The 19,096-nt window shown below is 49.8% G+C and carries 16 protein-coding genes; 4 read left to right on the plus strand and 12 right to left on the minus strand.

Annotated elements, in window-relative coordinates; genetic code table 11:
• Window positions 1-261: 261 nt before the first annotated feature.
• From BLP80_RS07405 to BLP80_RS07445, 9 genes are all read right to left on the minus strand, one after another.
• Window positions 262-1,170 carry a CysB family HTH-type transcriptional regulator gene (locus BLP80_RS07405; RefSeq protein WP_090541857.1) on the minus strand — a complete coding sequence of 303 codons (909 nt, stop codon included), beginning with the start codon at window positions 1,168-1,170 and terminating at the stop codon, window positions 262-264.
• A 202-nt stretch (window positions 1,171-1,372) separates the two neighbouring features.
• Window positions 1,373-2,446, minus strand: a complete 1,074-nt coding sequence (locus BLP80_RS07410) for a sulfate/molybdate ABC transporter ATP-binding protein (RefSeq protein ID WP_090541859.1) — start codon at window positions 2,444-2,446, stop codon at window positions 1,373-1,375.
• Complete coding sequence (cysW, locus tag BLP80_RS07415; protein ID WP_090541861.1) at window positions 2,436-3,320, minus strand: sulfate ABC transporter permease subunit CysW; 885 nt, start codon at window positions 3,318-3,320, stop codon at window positions 2,436-2,438. Before cysW ends, BLP80_RS07410 begins: the two co-directional genes overlap by 11 nt.
• 10 nt (window positions 3,321-3,330) lie before the next feature.
• Window positions 3,331-4,164 carry a sulfate ABC transporter permease subunit CysT gene (gene cysT / locus BLP80_RS07420; RefSeq protein WP_090541863.1) on the minus strand — a complete coding sequence of 278 codons (834 nt, stop codon included), beginning with the start codon at window positions 4,162-4,164 and terminating at the stop codon, window positions 3,331-3,333.
• Window positions 4,165-4,242: 78 nt separating this feature from the next.
• Entirely contained in the window at window positions 4,243-5,049 is an 807-nt protein-coding gene (locus tag BLP80_RS07425; protein WP_090541865.1) for an EAL domain-containing protein, read from the minus strand.
• Between the two features lie 68 nt (window positions 5,050-5,117).
• Entirely contained in the window at window positions 5,118-5,432 is a 315-nt protein-coding gene (locus BLP80_RS07430) for a DUF2325 domain-containing protein (RefSeq protein WP_090541867.1), read from the minus strand.
• 66 nt (window positions 5,433-5,498) lie between these two features.
• Window positions 5,499-6,497, minus strand: coding sequence for a sulfate ABC transporter substrate-binding protein (locus BLP80_RS07435; protein WP_090541868.1), 999 nt, complete (start codon window positions 6,495-6,497; stop codon window positions 5,499-5,501).
• 42 nt (window positions 6,498-6,539) lie between these two features.
• Window positions 6,540-8,159, minus strand: a complete 1,620-nt coding sequence (locus BLP80_RS07440; protein WP_218120406.1) for an alginate export family protein — start codon at window positions 8,157-8,159, stop codon at window positions 6,540-6,542.
• Between the two features lie 135 nt (window positions 8,160-8,294).
• Entirely contained in the window at window positions 8,295-8,486 is a 192-nt protein-coding gene (locus BLP80_RS07445; RefSeq protein WP_090541869.1) for a YezD family protein, read from the minus strand.
• Window positions 8,487-9,000: 514 nt separating this feature from the next.
• Between BLP80_RS07445 and BLP80_RS07450 the strand changes: the two genes are divergently transcribed.
• Both BLP80_RS07450 and BLP80_RS07455 read left to right on the plus strand, forming a co-directional pair.
• A complete protein-coding gene (locus tag BLP80_RS07450) occupies window positions 9,001-10,371 on the plus strand; it encodes a toll/interleukin-1 receptor domain-containing protein (protein ID WP_090541871.1) in 1,371 nt (456 codons plus the stop codon).
• 3 nt (window positions 10,372-10,374) lie between these two features.
• Window positions 10,375-13,896 carry an nSTAND1 domain-containing NTPase gene (locus tag BLP80_RS07455; protein WP_090541873.1) on the plus strand — a complete coding sequence of 1,174 codons (3,522 nt, stop codon included), beginning with the start codon at window positions 10,375-10,377 and terminating at the stop codon, window positions 13,894-13,896.
• Between the two features lie 67 nt (window positions 13,897-13,963).
• Here BLP80_RS07455 and BLP80_RS07460 read toward each other — a convergent pair whose 3' ends face one another.
• Window positions 13,964-14,824, minus strand: a complete 861-nt coding sequence (locus BLP80_RS07460; RefSeq protein ID WP_090541875.1) for a DUF4231 domain-containing protein — start codon at window positions 14,822-14,824, stop codon at window positions 13,964-13,966.
• A 255-nt stretch (window positions 14,825-15,079) separates the two neighbouring features.
• On the opposite strand from BLP80_RS07460, the gene BLP80_RS07465 reads away from it, so the two are divergent.
• Window positions 15,080-15,937, plus strand: a complete 858-nt coding sequence (locus BLP80_RS07465; protein ID WP_090541877.1) for a zinc metalloprotease HtpX — start codon at window positions 15,080-15,082, stop codon at window positions 15,935-15,937.
• Window positions 15,938-16,064: 127 nt separating this feature from the next.
• Here the strand turns inward: BLP80_RS07465 and BLP80_RS07470 are convergent, their stop codons facing one another.
• A complete protein-coding gene (locus tag BLP80_RS07470; protein WP_090541879.1) occupies window positions 16,065-17,264 on the minus strand; it encodes a S1C family serine protease in 1,200 nt (399 codons plus the stop codon).
• Window positions 17,265-17,503: 239 nt separating this feature from the next.
• Between BLP80_RS07470 and BLP80_RS07475 the strand changes: the two genes are divergently transcribed.
• Window positions 17,504-17,947, plus strand: a complete 444-nt coding sequence (locus BLP80_RS07475) for a DUF2147 domain-containing protein (protein WP_090541881.1) — start codon at window positions 17,504-17,506, stop codon at window positions 17,945-17,947.
• A 359-nt stretch (window positions 17,948-18,306) separates the two neighbouring features.
• Here the strand turns inward: BLP80_RS07475 and BLP80_RS07480 are convergent, their stop codons facing one another.
• Entirely contained in the window at window positions 18,307-19,089 is a 783-nt protein-coding gene (locus BLP80_RS07480) for an N-acyl homoserine lactonase family protein (protein WP_090541883.1), read from the minus strand.
• Window positions 19,090-19,096: the final 7 nt, after the last annotated feature.

Here is a 19,096-nt window from a genome sequence, read left to right on the forward strand (position 1 = left end):
AGTCTCAGGATAATGCTTAAAAAAACAAGAGCAAGAAAGTTTGTAAAGCGATGAAGTCGAACTTTAAAGTATCTCCTGTAACACTTCACGCGGAACTTGCTTGGCTTGCATGATGATGCTAAGACATAACAAAGAGGCAGGCAATAATGCAATAGCATACAATTTCTATTTCTCAGTGCACGATTTTGCAAGCACATGGCTGCGCTGTAATGCCTTGGTATGGAACACTCATTTACTGCGACGTTAATGTGACCGAAGGCATTATCTAATTTTCATGGATTCGCTGAGTGCAGGGATGCAAAGTTCTATGAAACAATAGGCATAATCGCGTAAATAGTGATTCTGGCGAATCGAGATATGGGTCGTATTTTTTTCAAATAGATGCGAACCATCGAGTCTGACGAGCATAGCGTCCCGTTCTGGCACAAATGCTACCGATGCGATGATGCCTACACCCAGCCCAAGTGCGACATAGGTTTTAATTACATCGGCATCCAGAGCAGACATGGCGATATCGGGCACTACGCCCGCTTGGGAAAATGCATGATCAATCCGTGACCGTCCGGTAAAGCCGTGGTGATAGGTAATAATCGGGTATTCTGCGATGGCTTCGAGCGTAAGGGGATGAACCGATTGCAGGGGATGGCCAGCAGGCACGATGATGGCATGGTGCCATGTGTAATAGGGAAAAGAGACTAAATCGACGGTGTTTTCCAGCGCTTCCGTCGCAATGCCGATGTCTGCCTGGCCGCCAAGCAGCATGGATACGATTTCACCCGGGCTGGATTGATGAAGCGCCAAGTGTACCTTGGGAAATATTTTCTTAAACTTTTCTACTACGGTTGGCAAGGCATATTGAGCCTGCGTGTGGGTTGTGGCGACAGTTAACTGGCCTTGATCGTGCTGACTGAACTGTTCGGCCAGGCGCTTGATATTTCGGGTATCCAGCAAGATACGTTCAACAATCTTGACCAGTTCTTTGCCCGGTTCAGTCAGTCCGGTCAGTCGCTTGCCTTTGCGGATAAATAATTCAATACCTAGCTCGTCTTCCAGGTCCTTGATATGCTTGCTGACGCCGGATTGCGAGGTAAACAAGGCATTGGCTACCTCCGTCAGATTGTAGTGCTGGCGAACGGTCTCACTGATGATGCGAAGTTGCTGGAAATTCAATGGTTAATTCCTTTGCTGATATTTGATTACGCTATCTTAGCCCGAATATTTCATAAATTCGCGTGATGATCACGCAGGATTTTGATTAATAGGGAAGTTTTGAGAAAGAGGGGTGTGGTGATTCATACACCCGACTGAACAAAATCTTTCTTATTAATCAAAAGGTAAGTGAGGACACGTGCCAATTTATGAAATATTCGGGTTAGTGTGATTGATGAGGAAACAGATCGAGACGGCGCGGTTTGATAAAAACCCGATCACCCTTTGCTAACTGTAATTCACGGAAACGTTCTTTGCTGATCTCGGCTTGGACAAGATTCCTGTCCTGATGATCTTCACGGGTGAGTTCCAGTCTCACTACCGGCCCAACTGAGAGAATATGACTGACACGCGCAGGCAATGCCGAGTCACCATTAAGGAACCGGTCGACTTCGATATCGTGCGGTCGCACATAAGCGATTGCAGCCAGATCTTCCGCTTCAGCGTGTTCGGGCGCATCGATTTCGATATCGCCAATCCAGGCGCGGCCTTGATGTATCCGGCCATGGAACAGATTGACATGCCCCAGAAATTCGTACACAAACGGGTTGACTGGCTGCTCATAGACTTCATCGGGTGTTCCAGCCTGCTCGATCCGCCCCTCGTTCATGACCACAACCCGATCGGATACTTCCAGTGCTTCTTCCTGATCATGGGTGACAAAAACACTGGTGATAGGCATCTCATCATGCAGTCTTCGCAGCCAGGAGCGTAATTCCTTGCGCACCTTGGCATCGAGTGCGCCGAATGGCTCATCCAATAGCAGTACTTTGGGTTCCACCGCTAAGGCGCGGGCCAAGGCAATACGCTGGCGCTGGCCGCCAGAGAGCTGATGGGGATAGCGGTCTGCCAGCCAGTCGAGTTGCACCAGTTTCAGCAGATGAGTGACGCGCTCGTGGATTTCCTGATTTTTCAGACGGCTATGCCGGGGGCGAACACGCAGTCCAAAAGCGACGTTCTCAAAAATCGTCATGTTACGGAACAGCGCATAATGCTGGAATACAAAACCTACTTGCCGGTCACGAACATGCTGACGGGTTGCATCTTCGTCATTAAACAGCACTTGGCCCGTATCGGCTGTTTCCAGTCCTGCAATGACGCGCAGTAAGGTGGTCTTGCCCGATCCTGAAGGTCCCAGTAACGCCAGCAGTTCGCCTGCATGGATTTTCAGGTTGATGTCGCGCAATGCGGCAAATGAGCCGAATTGCTTGTGGAGATGGCGTATTTCAATGCTCATGGCTTAATTTTCCTTTTTGTGGGGTTACTTTTGATTCGACGAAAGTTTTGATGGCAAGCGTAATTAAGGCGAGCAACGCCAGGAGCGATGCGACTGCAAATGATGCCGCATAGCTGTATTCGTTGTAGAGAATCTCGACATGCAGCGGTAAAGTATTGGTATTGCCGCGAATATGCCCAGACACCACCGAAACCGCGCCGAATTCACCCATTGCGCGCGCATTGCACAGGATGATGCCGTATAACAGACCCCATTTAATGTTAGGGAGTGTGATGCGCCATAACGTCTGCCAGCCACTTGCACCGAGTACCACAGCGGCTTCTTCCTCCTCCGTTCCCTGCGCCTGCATCAATGGGATCAGCTCACGGGCAATGAATGGCACCGTTACAAAAATCGTTGCGAGCACAATGCCGGGCACTGCAAAGATGATTTTGAGGTCATGTTCAATCAGCCAGGGTCCTAGCCAGCCTTGCAGACCGAACACCAGTACATAGATCAATCCGGCAACGACAGGTGATACCGAGAAGGGTAGATCAATCAGCGTGATCAGGATGTTCTTGCCATGGAATTCGAATTTGGCGATCGCCCAGGCAGCCGCTACGCCAAATACCAGGTTAAGCGGTACGGCAATCGCCGCGGCAGTCAGGGTAAGTTGAATCGCTGCAAGGGCATCTGGCTCCGTGATCGCGGCAAAATAGACATCCACTCCTTTCTTGAGCGCTTCGTAAAATACCGAAATCAGGGGCACGAACAGAAACAGCGCCAGAAACGTGAGCGCCAGCCCGATCAGCATCCAGCGTACCCAAGCTGGTTCCTGGGTAATGATCGTCTGCTGTTGTATTTTGATTGGGTGAGAAAGGGTTATCGTGGTCATTGAGGGTCTCTCAGGCTAATGCGTTGCGACGGCGGCTCCACCATTGCAACAGGTTGATAATGAGTAACAGAACAAAAGAGATGAGCAGCATGACGACCGCAATGGCGGTTGCACCAGCATAGTCATACTGTTCCAGTTTGGTAATGATCAGAAGCGGCGTGATTTCCGAAATCATGGGCATATTGCCAGCGATGAATATGACCGATCCGTATTCTCCGATAGCGCGCGCAAATGCCAGCGCAAAACCTGTCATGAGTGCCGGAAAAATAGTCGGAAAAATGATCCGCAAGAAAGTCTGTAGCCGGTTCGCACCCAGCATGGCTGCCGCTTCTTCCAGTTCGGTCTCGATATCTTCCAGCACCGGTTGCACCGTGCGCACCACGAACGGCAGGCCAATAAACGTCAGCGCTACGTAGACGCCAAGAGGGGTAAAAGCCACCTTGATGCCGAGCGGCTCGAGGAATTGACCGATCCAGCCATTGCCGGCATATAGGGCCGTAAGGGCAATGCCTGCCACAGCAGTGGGCAGGGCAAACGGCAAGTCTATCAGGGCATCAACGATCCGTTTGCCAGGAAATTGATAACGAACCAGCACCCAGGCCACCAGCAACCCGAATGCGGCGTTGGTCAGGGCAGCGGCAAATGAGGCGCCAAATGTCAGTTGATAGGAAGCCAGCACACGCGGCGAAGTCACTGTGGCCCAGAACTGCGGCCAGGGCAATTCAGCAGTACGGATGAACGCGGCCGAGAGCGGGATCAGGACGATCAGACTCAGATAGAGTAACGTAAATCCCAACGCCAGATTAAATCCTGGTAACACGCTATGCTGCTTGAATGTACTCACCTTATAACTCCTAAAGAATTCAATTTTTCTTATCTACTTAGGGCATTTGTACTCAATCCTGGTGCGGAATTTCTTGGGTCAATCGGGCGAAATCGTATGGATGGCCCGTGCTGGTTTGCTCAGATAATTTCCTTGCAGATAATCTGCCCCAGCACGTCTGGCGGCGGTTAACTGATCAAATGTTTCAATATTCCACACCAGGATACTTGCTCCGAAATGGTGTATTGTCTTGATGAGGGCATCAACTGCATTATGATGTAACAGATCGTATGCCTCGATCCGCACGATGTCCGGATACAAACTGCCCAGTTCTGATATCCAATTGCTGCTTGAGTCGCTGTAATGAGCCGCAATCTGGTAGCCGCGTGAGCGATAGTTATTAATGACCCTGCGCAGTAATTCCTTGTAACGATTGATGATGGGGGGAATTTCAATCGTGACTCGAGAAGTTCTCACGCCAATCAGGTTAAGGAAATCTTCAAACGCACGACCATGATCAGTTTTAACGTTCTCCAGAAGACGAGGATGCACGCTTATAAACAATTTGCCTGGACTGGAAGTTTTATTGAAATAATTGAGGGCATGAATTGCTCGGCATAAACGATCCAGGTTAACCAGTTGTGCATCATTGGCAGCCTGGGCAAAAATTTGCCAGGGTGAAAGTGCAATTTCTCGATTCGACTCTGAACGGATATAGGCGGTATGCCCAATGGTTTTATTTTGAATCGTATTGACAATGGGCTGAAAAGCACTGGTTAGCTTGCAACGATAGAAATGCCCACTTATCCAATCGTCTTCGGCACGTTCCAGCGGATAGTCTGTAGCCGATTGAATCAACTCAAATTCATCTTCAGCGATAAAAATATTGGTTGAGGGGATGTTCATAGGAAAATTCCTGTTAGATAAGGTGTTGATCTGCGCGGCAGGAGCCGTCTCTTGCTCATGTTAATTTCTCAAAAGCTGTAGCAATGACAGCAACCTTCATCGATTTTTTCCTTGTTCAATAATTTATGTTTGAGTTCATGTGCGGAATGACGGCAATAGATCAGGGGAATACCTTTACGGCTGGCCTTGTTCTTCAGCGAGTTCGCCAAACTATGACTGACGTAGTCACACACCATGACAATCAGCCGCGTGTTATTGGATAGTGAACGTTTGAGAAATCCTTTTTTGCGGCCGCTCCAGTGTTCGACATGGGTATGCCCTTGCGCAATCACTTGGCGTTTAAGCGACTCAACTTGATCTCCGCCTACAATTAATACACTCATGTTTTTTCCTTACATTACGTTTATCGCTCATATTGGGGATGTGCTTGCACAATATCCCCTGTCTGGTTATTTCAGATAGATTTGGTCAAATGTCCCGCCGTCATCAAAGTGAACTGTCTGTGCATTTTTCCAGCTGCCGAACGCATCATCGATTTTGAACAGTTTGATGGCCGGGAATTGCTTGGCATACTTTGCGGCAATTTTTTCATCCGTTGGCCGGTAGAAATGTTTGGCGGCAATTTCCTGGCCTTCCTCCGAATAGAGATACTGGAGATAAGCTTCAGCGATCTTGCGTGTGCCTTTCTTGTCGACGATCTTGTCGACCAGGGTAACAGCGGGTTCTGCCAGGACGCTGAAGGAAGGCACGACGATTTCAAATTTATCCTGACCATATTCCTTGAGCGCCAGAAATGCTTCGTTCTCCCAGGAAATGAGCACATCGCCAATGCCACGCTCTATGAATGTGGTCGCTGAACCCCGTGCACCGGAATCCAGTACCGGCACGTTCTTGATCATATCTGCGACAAATTCTTTTGCTTTGGCTTCACCAAATTGCTGTCTGCCGTATTCCCAGGCAGCGAGATAATTCCAGCGTGCGCCGCCGGATGTTTTAGGGTTAGGCGTGATTACTGAAAGACCTGGTCTGGCGAGATCGTTCCAGTCTTTGATGCCTTTCGGGTTTCCTTTGCGTACCAAAAGAATGATGGTTGAGGTATAAGGCGCGCTGTTACGGGGCAAACGTGTTTGCCAATTTTCTGGGAGCAGCTTCCCATGCGCTGCAATCGCATCAATATCGCCCGCCAATGCGAGCGTGACTACATCGGCATCCAGTCCATCGATCACGGAGCGGGCTTGCTTGCCGGAGCCACCATGAGATTGCCGGATGGTGACTTTTTCTCCGGTCTGTGCTTGCCAGTGTTTGCTGAATGCAGGATTGAATTCCTGATAGAGCTCGCGCGTTGGATCATAGGAAACATTCAATAATGTCTTGTCTGCAGATGCATGACTTCCCATCAGTAAGCTTGTTACCAACAGAGTGATTTTTAGCCATTTGTTTGTTTTCATATTTTTTCCTTTAATAGATAAGGTATGGGTTATTTGAACGCTTTATTTAAATGCGCGAATCGATACTTCAACATAGAAAAAGTTTGAACTGTCTCTATGTTCTCCAAGTGCCGCCAATTGCCTGTTTTTGGTGAATTCACCGTTTATAAAGTGCGAATACCCTATGGTGGTGTCGACCAGCGGTGCCAATTTGTAATTGATGCGGGCATTGATCGATTGCCCGATAAAATCTCCACTCTCTCCGGTCTTGTCGCGATTGTTGGGATTGGGAGTTGAAATGTTCAAAAGATTGTTGAGCCGATCGGTGTCACTGGCTAGCCAGAACCAGCTATAGCCCCCGTCGATGGAAATATCCTTGTGCGGAGAAAACTCAAATACCAGCTTGGGCGCTTTGACGTTCTCCATGATGAGATAGTCATCGGGTGACCAGGGACGTGCAAACCCGAAGAATCGTTCGAAACGATTGTCGACACGGTCGTTAGGATCACGGTCACCACTGACAAAGCCATAAAAGGCGCTGAGCCGCGGCTTCCAGTCATGTTTGAAGCTGTAGCCAAATTCAAGCAGGTAAGACCAGGCAGACTTTTTCACACCATTATCTCGGCCAAACTGATAGATGGCACCCAGATCGAAATCGATGTTGGTATTCGGCAACACGCCGTAAGCACGTATGGCTGGTGAATAGATATCGCGTTCAGCCTGCTTGCCATCTCGGGCATCTTGCTTGAGGCCCATGAAATAGGGCTGCAGCGTGATCACATCGGACCACTTGCGCCAATTTCCCACTGCACCGTAAAACCATTGACTTTTATTGCGGCCATCAAAATCATCGATGTCGCGGAGGATCGGCTGCATTCCCCAGGTATCGAGTTCCCAGTCATTGGCTTCTTGTCCGAACGTGACGCGAAAGCCTTCAAAATTGTTGGTGGTGTTACGCCACTGGTTGTTACCGAGCAAACGTCGGTCTACTGCTTCCCAGGACATACGGCCACCGCGAATTCTGATTGGGCGCTGATTCCCCAGATCATCCTGTCCCAGGGCGCCTTTAAAATACAGTTCACCATAGGTCTGAATCAGCTCATAGGGATTCCAGTCACGATTATCCCTTGGAAACTCACTGTTATAGCCCCGCGAATCCTGAAATTCGATCGCCATGCGAAACGGATCCACAATATTTCTGATGCCTAGATACGCACGGGTCCGCATCAGGAATTGGTGATCGGTTAGGAGATTGTTGCGCCGGATATCGCCATCACGCAGCTCATAGCGTGTACGGTGATCCAATCCGAGATCCAGCCAGTCGAGATCCTTGAAAGCTTCGATATCTGTCTTGGCCAGGTTACGCACATACCGGGGAGGATCAGACTCTGGGTGTGTGCTATAGCTGCGCGCACGCTGAAAATAAGTCGTTTTCCGGGGTGCTTCGGGTTTGGCTGCTGCAGGTTGCGCAGTCGGTTGCGTAACTGGCTGCATTGCTGGTTGCTCTTTGGGTTTAGTCGCCCACTTGTAGGGATCCTCGCTGCCTGCTTGAGTGACTTGCAGGGCGACCTGCTGGGTAGCTCGAGTATCCTCAGGTAGTAAAGAGCGTTCATTTGCCTGGATTGAGGTAATAGGCAATATGTTGGCTGTAACAAGCAATAGGGTTCGCCAAGCGTATTTCATTCATCTCTCCCAAATGTCCTTCCGGTAATCCGGTCAGGCCATTGCTGTATATTTTCTTCTTTCTCCAGTTTTCTGGTCGAGGTGATGGTTGGCTTTAGATGAAACATGATTTGAATATATTAAATTTTTAATTCATTATTTAATTTTGTGAATAGAGCCAGCGTGATGGATGCGAATCTTTTCTCGGCACTCGATCTGCACGATCTGGCCGTCATGAATCACGATCTCGACTGAGCCGTATTGAATACTGGTAATGGCTCGCAGAATCTCCTGCTTGATGTTCTGGGAAACTGGCCGGCCGTTTTCTGGTGTCGTGCTGTTTGTCATTGCGCTGGAATAATGTGTTGACTCAATGGTTGGGCACTTTACCAGTCATTCTATATATATAAAAATAATATTAATTCATTTCTTTATCACTATTTCATATATGTAAAATTGGCTCTGCAAAAATTGATTTGCGGATCAATTCGTGAAAATGATTCCAGGCGGTTTTTTCACAAATTATGAGAACATGTCTAATAGCCCGAATATTTCATAAATTGGCACGTGCCCTCACTTGTCTTTTGATTAATAAGAAAGATTTTGCTCAGTCGGGTGTATGAATCACTACACCCCTCCTTCTCAAAACTTCCCTATTAATCAAAATCCTGCGTGATCATCACGCGAATTTGTGAAATATTCGGGATAGACGCGATACGCTAGAGCGGTTGATTCAAAGTAGCTCATTATTTTCTTGCAGTTGTTGAGAAATGTATTTTGGGCAGTATGGTAGACTCTAACCATGGTTGCAGACATCATAAAATCTAGCTGAATTGTCACATGGAAGAACGGTAAGCACGCGATGAATGAAAGAAGCTGGGACCGTTTATTGAAGTCGATAGAAGACGGATTGGTTGTGCCTGTGCTGGGTCCGCAAACTCTGATTGCTGAGGGTCGCAATGATTCCTTTCAGGCACAGGTTGCGCGTCGACTTCTGCAATTTTATGACAGTGATGCTGGCAGTAATCCGCTGCCGCCCTTTCACGAATTGAACGAAGCCGTCACGCGCCTCAAGCGCGATCATTCTATCCAGGATTTGTATGGTGATATTCATGATGCGATCGAGCAACTCACCCCTAGAAGCGAAGCGGCTATACCGGAGCCGGTCAAGCAAATTGCCGCCATTACGCACTTCCGGTTGTTTGTAACCCTGACGCCGGATGAGCTGCTTGCCCGCAGTCTGAGGACGCGGTGTGCAGTCAATGAGATCGTTCATTCTCCCTATTTGCCCACGAGCGAAGGCACGGATTTACCCACCGACTGGCTGTCGCGCCAGGGAGAAGTGTATCTGCTCTATTTGTTTGGCAAATCCAGGCCTGCTCCCATGTTCGCGATCCACGATGAAGACATTCTGGAATACGTGCATAACATCATCGCGCGCGGCAGTCATGTACCGGTCAAATTTTTTGCCGAATTGCAGCAGCGTAACTTGCTGCTGATCGGTTGCAATTTTCCTGAGTGGCTGAGCCGATTCTTCCTGCGTTTGACCAACCAGCGACGGCTCTCGGATACGCAAAGAAAACGCGAGTGGTTGATCGAAGCGTTGAAGCCTGAAGAGGAGCTGATTTATTTCTTGAAAAGCTACAGCGAAGGAACCGAAATGCTGTCTGATATCTCGCCGGCAGCATTTATTGCCGAATTGCATCAACGCTGGCTGGCACGCCATGGTGCGGTAGACGCGTCCGTATCCCCGCAAACCGAGGTGATTCCCCTCAATACCCTGTTTTTCATCAGCTATTGCCGTACGCCTGATTTTCCTGCAGCTGCTAAATTGGTGGAATCATTAAAATCGTTGGGTGTGGCAGACAATGAAATCTGGTTCGACAAATCAGCGATCGAGCCGGGGCAGAATTTCCGCGAACGTATTCTGAAGGGAATCCGCACATGCCGCTATTTCGTACCGCTGATCTCCAGTTCGGCTGATCAACTGGATGAAAAGTTTTTCCGGCGTGAGTGGAACGAAGCCCTGGACCGGAGTAAATCGATTCAAGGCAGAACATTCGTCATTCCCATGATCGTTGATCAAGCTTATGATCCCGAGCAATATCAGCGTGTACCGCGCGAGTGGAAGGATGCTCTGGATTTTGGCCATGCGCCGGGCGGTGTTCCTAATGAACAGACAAATGCGTTATTAAAAAAACTCATCCGGTCCGAGCGACAACGCGATATTTAAGCGATGAATAACCTTCCTACACCGCTAGCGACAGGCATTCCTGATTCAATTCCCACTCATAGCGATACGAGAACGGGAGTTACGCTGACGGCGCAATCGCCATGGCCAGGGCTGGCGGCTTACGATGAGAGCGCGAGCGATTTCTTTTTTGGCCGTAAAGAGGAAGCTGCCGAGCTCGCGCGGATGATTCGTCCGGCGCCCCTGACTGTGCTGTATGGTAAATCGGGGCTTGGCAAGACATCATTGTTACAGGCAGGGCTTTATCCGCTCTTGCGTGCTGAACATTATTTTCCTGTGCACCTGCGGCTTGATTTTGCGCCATCGGCATTACTGTCTCCACTCGAGCAGGCGGTGCAGAAACTGCAGGAAGCGCTTATAGCAGCGGGTGCGGAATTTCCGGAGCCGGCAAAAAACGAAAGCTTGTGGGGCTATCTGCATCGACGCGGGTTGGAAATCTGGAGTCAAGACAATTATCTACTGACACCGGTGCTGGTTTTCGATCAATTCGAAGAAATTTTCTCTCAAGGCGAGCGGGCGCCTGATCAGGTGCAGCTTACGCTGAATGCGCTGGCCGATCTGATCGAGAACCGCATTCCCAGTGAATTCACCGCCGGAGAAACCAGCCGGCGTGTCCTCTCTGAATTGGATTTACAGGCGCAACGCTATCGTGTTGTGCTGTCCTTCCGCGAAGATTTTCTACCCGAGATTGAAGGCTGGCAGAGGCAAGTGCCTTCCTTGTTGCGTAATCGTTTGCGTTTGCTGCCCATGTCTCGCGAGCGGGCCATTGAGGCTGTCACGGCGGCGGGGGCTGCCGTGCTGGCAGCAGGGGTCGCCGGACCGCTGGTCGATTTCGTCGGTAATCTCGATTCAGCTACAGCGAGTGCGTTGCCGGTGATCGAGCCTGTGCTGCTGAGTCTCTGTTGCTACCAACTTAATCAGCGCCGCCCACCCGATGGCAAGATTGATATTGAGTTATTGCGTCAGGCTGGCCAGGATATTCTTCAGGATTTTTATGACGAAGCGCTGGCAGGGATGCCCGCATCTGTTTCAGAGTTTATCGAAACCCATTTGATTCAGGGTGATCGTTATCGCAGCAGCTATCCTGTCGATCAGGCATTACAGGATGGATTCTTGACAAAGGTGCAGCTTTCGCTGCTGGCAAGTAAGCACCGGTTGCTACGTATCGACCCGCAATTAGGCGTCAACCGCATCGAGTTGATTCACGATCGGCTGGTCAGTGTCGTCAGCAAAGCCCGTGATGAGCGTTTACGACAGCTGGAGCTGCAGCGTCTCCGGGCGGAGGAAGAAGAGCACCGTCGCCGGATGGCGCTCGAGACCGCGCTGGAAAAACAGGCTACGGCAGAAGCGCTGGCAGCGGAACGGCTGAAAGCAACAGAAAGGGCGCAAGCGGATGCAGCACGGTTACGTAAGCAGGCGCGGCAACTGCAAGGTGCATTATTGACGGTCTTTATTCTGGCGGCAGTGGCTACTTATTTGTATTATGATGCCAGCACCGAAAAAAAAGAGAGAAAGCTGGCGCAGCGCGAAGCACTCAGCCTCCGTCTGGTATCAGAGAGTCTGGATATTTCTGGAGGTGCACGTCCAGGCGGAGACGAACGTGCAATCTTGCAACTGCTTGCCGCGCAACAGATCGTCCCTGGTAACAAGAAAGTGGATGCGGCGCTTATTACGACCTTGAATAGGAAACATAATACTCAAAAAATCTGGGCTGTAGGCGCGCCAATCACTGCCATTGCGTTCAATCCTGATGGGACACGCTTGATTTCTATTGGCGATGATGGGGTGCTGCGCTGGTGGGATCCTCTTACAGGACAAGTGCTCGGTGAATCGCTGGCTATTACCGAGAAAGAGATAGTGAGTGTCGCCATTTCACCTGATGGTAAGCGATTGGCAACCGGGAATGCCGATAAGATGCTGAGTCTGTGGAATATCGATACAGGGCAACTTGTCAGCGAGTTAAAAAGCGATGAGCCTACCTACAGCATGGCTTTTTCACCTGATGGCAACCGCTTGATCACAGGAAGTAAGGGCATGTTTCGACTGTGGGAGCTTCGAACTGGCCAACCGATTGGCGAGCCCTGGCATGGGCATGAAGGAGCTATCCGCAGTATCGCCTTTTCCTCTGACGGTAGCCGGATTGTTTCGGGGGGCGAGGATAAGATGCTACGCCTTTGGAATATTCGCACGAGACAGCCGATAGGCGAACCGCTACGGGGTCATAACGGCACTATTACCAGTGTTTTTTTCTCCCTTGATGGCGCCCGAGTGGTTTCAGGTAGCGAAGATAAAACGCTGCGACTGTGGGATAGCCGTACCGGTCAACTGATTGGCGAGCCCTTGCGCGGACATGAAAGCGCAGTTATGAATACTATATTTTCACTTGACGGCAAACTGATTGCATCAGCCAGTCGTGATGCCACGCTGCGATTATGGGATGCCAGCAATGTTCAGTTTGTCGATGTGCCGCTGCAAGGACACGAAGATATGGTGACGAGCGTGGTATTTAGTCCGGATGGCACACGCATTTTATCGGGTAGCGACGATAAAACGCTGCGGTTATGGGATGCCAAAACCGGTGAACCGATTGGTGAGCCGATGCGAGGCCATGAAGGAACACTCAATGGCGCCGTATACAGCCCCGATGGCGCACGTATTGTCTCGGCTGCAAGCGATAAGACGCTGCGGCTATGGAATGCGCATACCGGTCAGCCGATCGGCAAACCCTTGGAAGGGCATGAAGACGGTGTGGAGAGTGTTGCCTTCAGTCCCGATGGCACACGGATTGCCTCAGGCGGTAAAGACAATACAGTGCGACTGTGGGATGCAAATAGCGCTCAGCCGATCGGTGAACCGATGCGGGGGCATAAGGAAATGGTGAGAAGCGTGGCTTTCAGTCCTGATGGTGCGTTCATCGTTTCAGGAAGTTACGATCATACCTTGCAGCGATGGGACGTGAATACGCGTCAGCCCGTCGGCGGGCCGATGCATGGACACACAGGGCATGTGGTCAATGTCACCTATAGTCCGGATGGGCAATATATTGTTTCAGGTAGCAAAGATAAAACCGTGCGGTTGTGGAATGCGCATACCGGTCAACCTGTCGGCGAGCCGTTAGTGGGGCACGAAGAGCGCGTCAACAGCGTAGCTTTCAGCCCTGATAGCCGTCGTATTGTTTCAGGCAGTCACGATGGCATGCTCCGGCTATGGGATGTAAACAGCGGCCTGCCGATAGGTAATCCGATGCCTGGACACCTGGGATCGGTATCGAGCGCGGTATTTAGTCCCGATGGTACGCGCATCGTATCCGGCAGTGCCGACAAGACACTGCGCCTATGGCCTGCCACCACGGCATGGGTCGATGCGCTTTGTGGCAAACTGACTCGCAACATGAGTTCAATGGAATGGCATGAGTGGGTGTCGCCTGATATTACCTACCGAAAACAATGTGCTGATTTGCCGGTTTCCGAAGACAAAGCTCCGCTCAATGAAGCATCCCCGTCATAACCTATTACCAATATACGATTATTGCGACTATGATGCATTAAGAATCCGTCGTGATCCAGCTCTGCATCTACGATTTCATCCATAATCCCAGCCAGGTGCTGTTTTCTGCTGCCAGCACTGTTTCGCATTCCATTACCCAGTCTGCTGATGTCGTTTCATCAATCGATATTCTCAGTTTGATGTCTTCAAGCTGATTGGCCGTGGCACGATAAGCTGGAATCAGTTTATCAAAACGGCCAGCTTCAAGATGCGATACCACCACGCCCCCCAGCGTAGTCAGAACAGCAGCAATAGCTGCCAGATCAATGGCAACGAGGGGAGTGGCTGCTAATGCTGCAATAAGGGCGGCTGCGAGCGAAAATCCCCATTCCAAAGTATGCAATCTCCGGGAGTAGATATCATATTGCGTGGATCGATCGCGGTAATACTTGATCTGTGTATCGATTCGCTGCGCCATATATTCATTCAGGCCCAGATCTTGCCTGGGACAACTGCCTACACTTTGAGCTTTTTTCTCAAAGAGGAGCAGATCGCTTACTTTGTTTTCGATCTCGTTTTTTTGGTTAAGAAGAAGACTGTCGCGTGTATGAGAATCGTGGTATTGGCCAGCCTGGGTAGCATAGAGGAAAGCTTCTCTTTTTAAGACTTCAGACGCCATGCGTGCACGCAAGTGGCGATCGATGACATCCTTGTTCAGCCACCTTGCGGTGATAAACGTGGCAAACGCAAGACTGACCGCACTCAGCACGGCAAGGTAGGTCGCAATATCCGGGCTGATTTGCTGCGCGGCAAATGCTGCAAATAAAGCGCCCAGGATGGAAGCGATAAAGGTTGAGTAGCGCGCGCGATCAGTCGCTGATTTTAGAGCATTCGCTGTTTCTGACCAGGTGGCCTGGCGGTCGGCGACGGATTCTAAGATGGACATCATGAGGTCTCTCCTGTCGATCAGTTGCAAACAGACACATCGCTGCCCTATGAGCTTATGGCTGTTCAATTGTAATACTGAAATGTGGTGTATTGTAAAGTTGTTCTGAAGTGAGTTTTCTTACAATGCCTAAATTACTGCAAAACAATCTGACATAGAATTTATGAATAGTGATAAGGTTATCTCGACATTATCCATATGGTTGATCGATTTCATGAAAGGAATGAAGGGTATGCATGATTGCCTTGGGAATAGCTCATGTTGAGTATTCGTGCATATCATGCATGGATTAACCGTCTGCAAACCCTGCTGTTGATTTGTTTGCTGCTGGGTATTTTGATCCTCACGGGTTGGTTATTATTCGGTGAAGAGGGCCTGTGGTTAATCATTCTGGTCAGCGTGACCATCCTGCTGATAGGGCCCGCTGTGGCCTCGCGACTGACCCTGATACTCTACCGTGCTCGCCCTATTACACAGCATGAAGCGCCTGAGCTGTGGCGCATCATAGCGTTCCTCGCGGCACGGGCCGAATTAACCAGTGTGCCAACGTTGTACTATGTGGCGAGTCCCCTGGTCAATGCATTCACCGTTGGTCACCGGCGACATGCTGCCATTGCACTTACCGACGGTTTATTGCGTTACCTGTCGATACGTGAGCTTGCTGCTGTGCTGGCTCATGAGACTGCGCACGTCGCGAACGGTGACCTTTTTGTCATGGGTTTGGCAGCTTATATAAGCCGACTCATACGTGTACTTGCATTGGCTGGCCAGATCCTGTTGTTCTTCATGCTACCTTTCGTATTTTTCGGCTATGTGACAATTAACTGGATGGTTCTCCTTCTGCTATTCTTCTCACCTCATTTGGCTTTGCTGCTACAACTGGGGCTTTCGCGCGTGCGGGAATTTGACGCTGATCTCAAGGCTAGCCAACTCACTGGTGATCCTGAAGCGCTGGCATTGGCACTTGCCAAGATCGAGCGAGTCAGCCGTTCTTGGCAAGCGTGGCTGTTTCCTGGCTGGAGCAATCCTCAATCTTCTTGGCTCAGAACACACCCTGCCACTGAGGAACGCATCTGGCGTTTACGATTACTTCGTGCTACCTCCAATATTCAGTAGCTGGCCTAGTTTATCTCCCATGCTGTCTGCTCGCCGGCGCATTCATCGTCACGCTGGTATCTTGGCGGTATTTGGCATTAACATCACCCAAAAAAACAGAAGGTTTTTTTTACGATAGGCAAAAACTTTAACCTGGATTGCAATTTGTTTCAGCAAATCGTCTGCTGGTTAATGCAAAATTCATACACCCAGGCTGCAGAACCACTTCGATTTCCTGCGTTTGCCCATCGCGCATGACTGATAGTCGTACTGTATCGCCAACCTTGAAGTCATCGATACGCGCAAATAGCTTGGAAACGGAATGGATGCTTTTACCCTGAACAGCCACGATCACATCATTCGGAATAATGCGGCCGTCACGGGTCAAGATGGCTGCTTTTAAACCCGCTCTATCGGCTGCTGAACCAGGGGATATCCGTAGCACGACCACACCTTCGATGCCAAGCATAGCCATGATTCGCTCATTGAGCCGCTCATCAACTTCAATACCCAGCGAGGGGCGGATGTATCGACCTTTGTCGATGAGTTGCGGTACTACGCGCATGACAGTATCGACCGGCACAGCGAAGCCGATACCCGCGGATGTGCCGCTTGGACTGTAGATGGCGGTGTTGATGCCAATCAGGCGCCCTGCTGAATCCAGCAGGGGGCCACCAGAATTACCAGGGTTGATTGCTGCATCGGTCTGAATCAAATGCTCGATGGTAGATCTGCCACTTTCGCTAGTGAGCGCACGATCCAGCGCAGAGACAATGCCAGTGGTCAACGTCCAGTCGAGTCCAAAGGGGTTGCCGATGGCGAAGACTTTTTGCCCAACTTTCAGGTCATGGCTGGTGCCTATCGGAACAGGGGGTGGGCGCTTGAAGCCAACGCCAATTTTCAATACTGCTATATCATGTGCCGGACTTACGCCCACCAGAGCGGCTTTGTAGTCACGCCCATCAGCCAGTTTGACCATTGCTTCACTGGCATCCTCAATCACATGGAAATTAGTCACGACGTGGCCTGCATCATCCCAAACAAAGCCTGAGCCTGTGCCTCTGGGAACGGAAAATACGTTGCGCGTCCAAATATCACGGACTAGCGTGGCCGTTGAGATAAATACCACCGAGTCGCGGGATTTCTCGAAAAGCTCGATGGTCGTGCGCTCATCCGCAGCCAAGTCACCACGCGCCGTCACCGTACGTACGCCACCCTCGTGAGGCGTGAAAAGTGATTCAATGAGAGGCAATGACCACCATAGCAGTATCAAAGCCGCAACGGCCCCTGTGAACATCATTAGCCGACGCAAAAAAGGATCAGGACTTGCGGGAGGGGAGGGGTACATAGCGGCTTCCTCTTGAATAATGTAAATTAACTGTGACTGGGATAAGGCATAAGAGACTTCATTCTAGTAAGAAAGCTTCTACCTGAACAGTAAAAAATCTCACCGATTATCAAGGATAAACCTTCCTGAAAGGACTGGAAAAAACTGTTACTGGACGATTGGCTAAAAGTCCATGATCTCTGCTTTGTATTTTTTGATATATTGAGCATTGTAAAAATAAATTTTATAGACAGTGAATCATGACATATTCAATTATTACTTCATTACTCGCCATCCTGATATTCCCAGCAGCAGCTCATGCTGAGAGTAAGGGGGAGGTGACGGGCTTGTGGTTAACCAAAAAACAGGACGTTGCCGTGCAGATCGGGCACTGTGGAGACGAGGGTTTGTGCGGTCATATTGCCTGGCTCAGTCCTGAAGAAGATGCAGAAAATCCAGCTTTATGCGGAACAAAAGTGCTATGGAATATGCGATCCAAGAAAGATGATCCCACCGAATGGGTAGGAGGGACGCTTTACAAAGCTGATGAGAAAAAGTATTACAGCGCCAACTTACGTTTGACAGATGCAAATACCTTGGCTCTGCGCGCGTATATTGGCGTTCCCATGCTCGGTAAGACTAAAAAGTTAACCCGTACAACAGAAAGCGCTCATCCACCTTGTCATATGCTGGATAAAGATTAGGATCTTTATCCGACGCCTTATCAAACAGATTTATGCCGATAGAGATGGCAGGTTATATCATCATGAACTGTTGGGCAGGGATTTCCAGTGCGGCTGACAAGATGCTCCGTAATGATGGGATCAAGTCGTCGCTAGTTGAGGTGGTAAAAACGGGTAGCGGATAAAAGTATGATGATAGTGCACTAACCCGAATATTTCATAAATTGGCGCGTGCCCTCACTTGCCTTTTGATTAATAAGAAAGATTTTGCTCAGTCGGGTGTATGAGTCACTACACCCCTCTTTCTCAAAACTTCCCTACTAATCAAAATCCTGCGTGATCATCACGCGAATTTATGGAATATTCGGGCTAATTCCGTATCAATTGTGCCATAACGGAAATTCAGGCAAGGTTCTGAAGAAAGTCATATCGTGATTGGGCCATAGCTGCGCATTCTCGGCGAGAGCAAGTGATTTCAGCTTGCGAATACTGGAGAGCGCTTGCTCCACGTTATCCTGCCAACAGCAGCCAGGTGCAATCTCATCAGATAAGTTCTCATTAAGATCGGCTGCATCGCCGCAGAGAATGACGGGGCGGCCTTTGGGCAAGCGAATGAACAGTGACATATGCCCTGCGGTATGTCCGGGAGTGGTGATGGCCTGGATACCGGGAGCCAGCTCATATTCACCGGCCTGCAAGCGCCATTGGTTCGAGTTGGCCAGTTCATCGGCAAATACCCCGCCATCCAATCCACTCCGGGCTGTTGCCAGCTCATCCTGGTGCACATGAACTTCACACCCGGGTAAATCATACAGACCGCCTGCGTGATCGAAATGCAGATGGCTAATAAATACTAAATCAATGTCGGAAGGCGTTAACCCTAATCGTTCAAGGTAGTGTGGAATACGCTGGTCTGCCTGCATCCTGGGTGCTTCGATAGTAGGATGCATGAAATCAAAATAACGTGTGCGCAAGGTGGGATCCGCCAGTTTGCGGTAGTCGCACCCCACGTCATACAGGATGCGACCATTGGGTGTTTCAATCAGATAAGCCAGTATGGGTGCTTCAATCCACTGTCCATGGCCACGGTTACGCGTTGAAATGATTTTTTCATAGCGTACGGTTCCGGTGAGCAATGTCCAGATTTTGAGTGCACTGGACATATTTTTG

Origin of the sequence: Nitrosomonas sp. Nm132, assembly GCF_900100485.1 — a bacterium.
GTDB lineage: Bacteria > Pseudomonadota > Gammaproteobacteria > Burkholderiales > Nitrosomonadaceae > Nitrosomonas.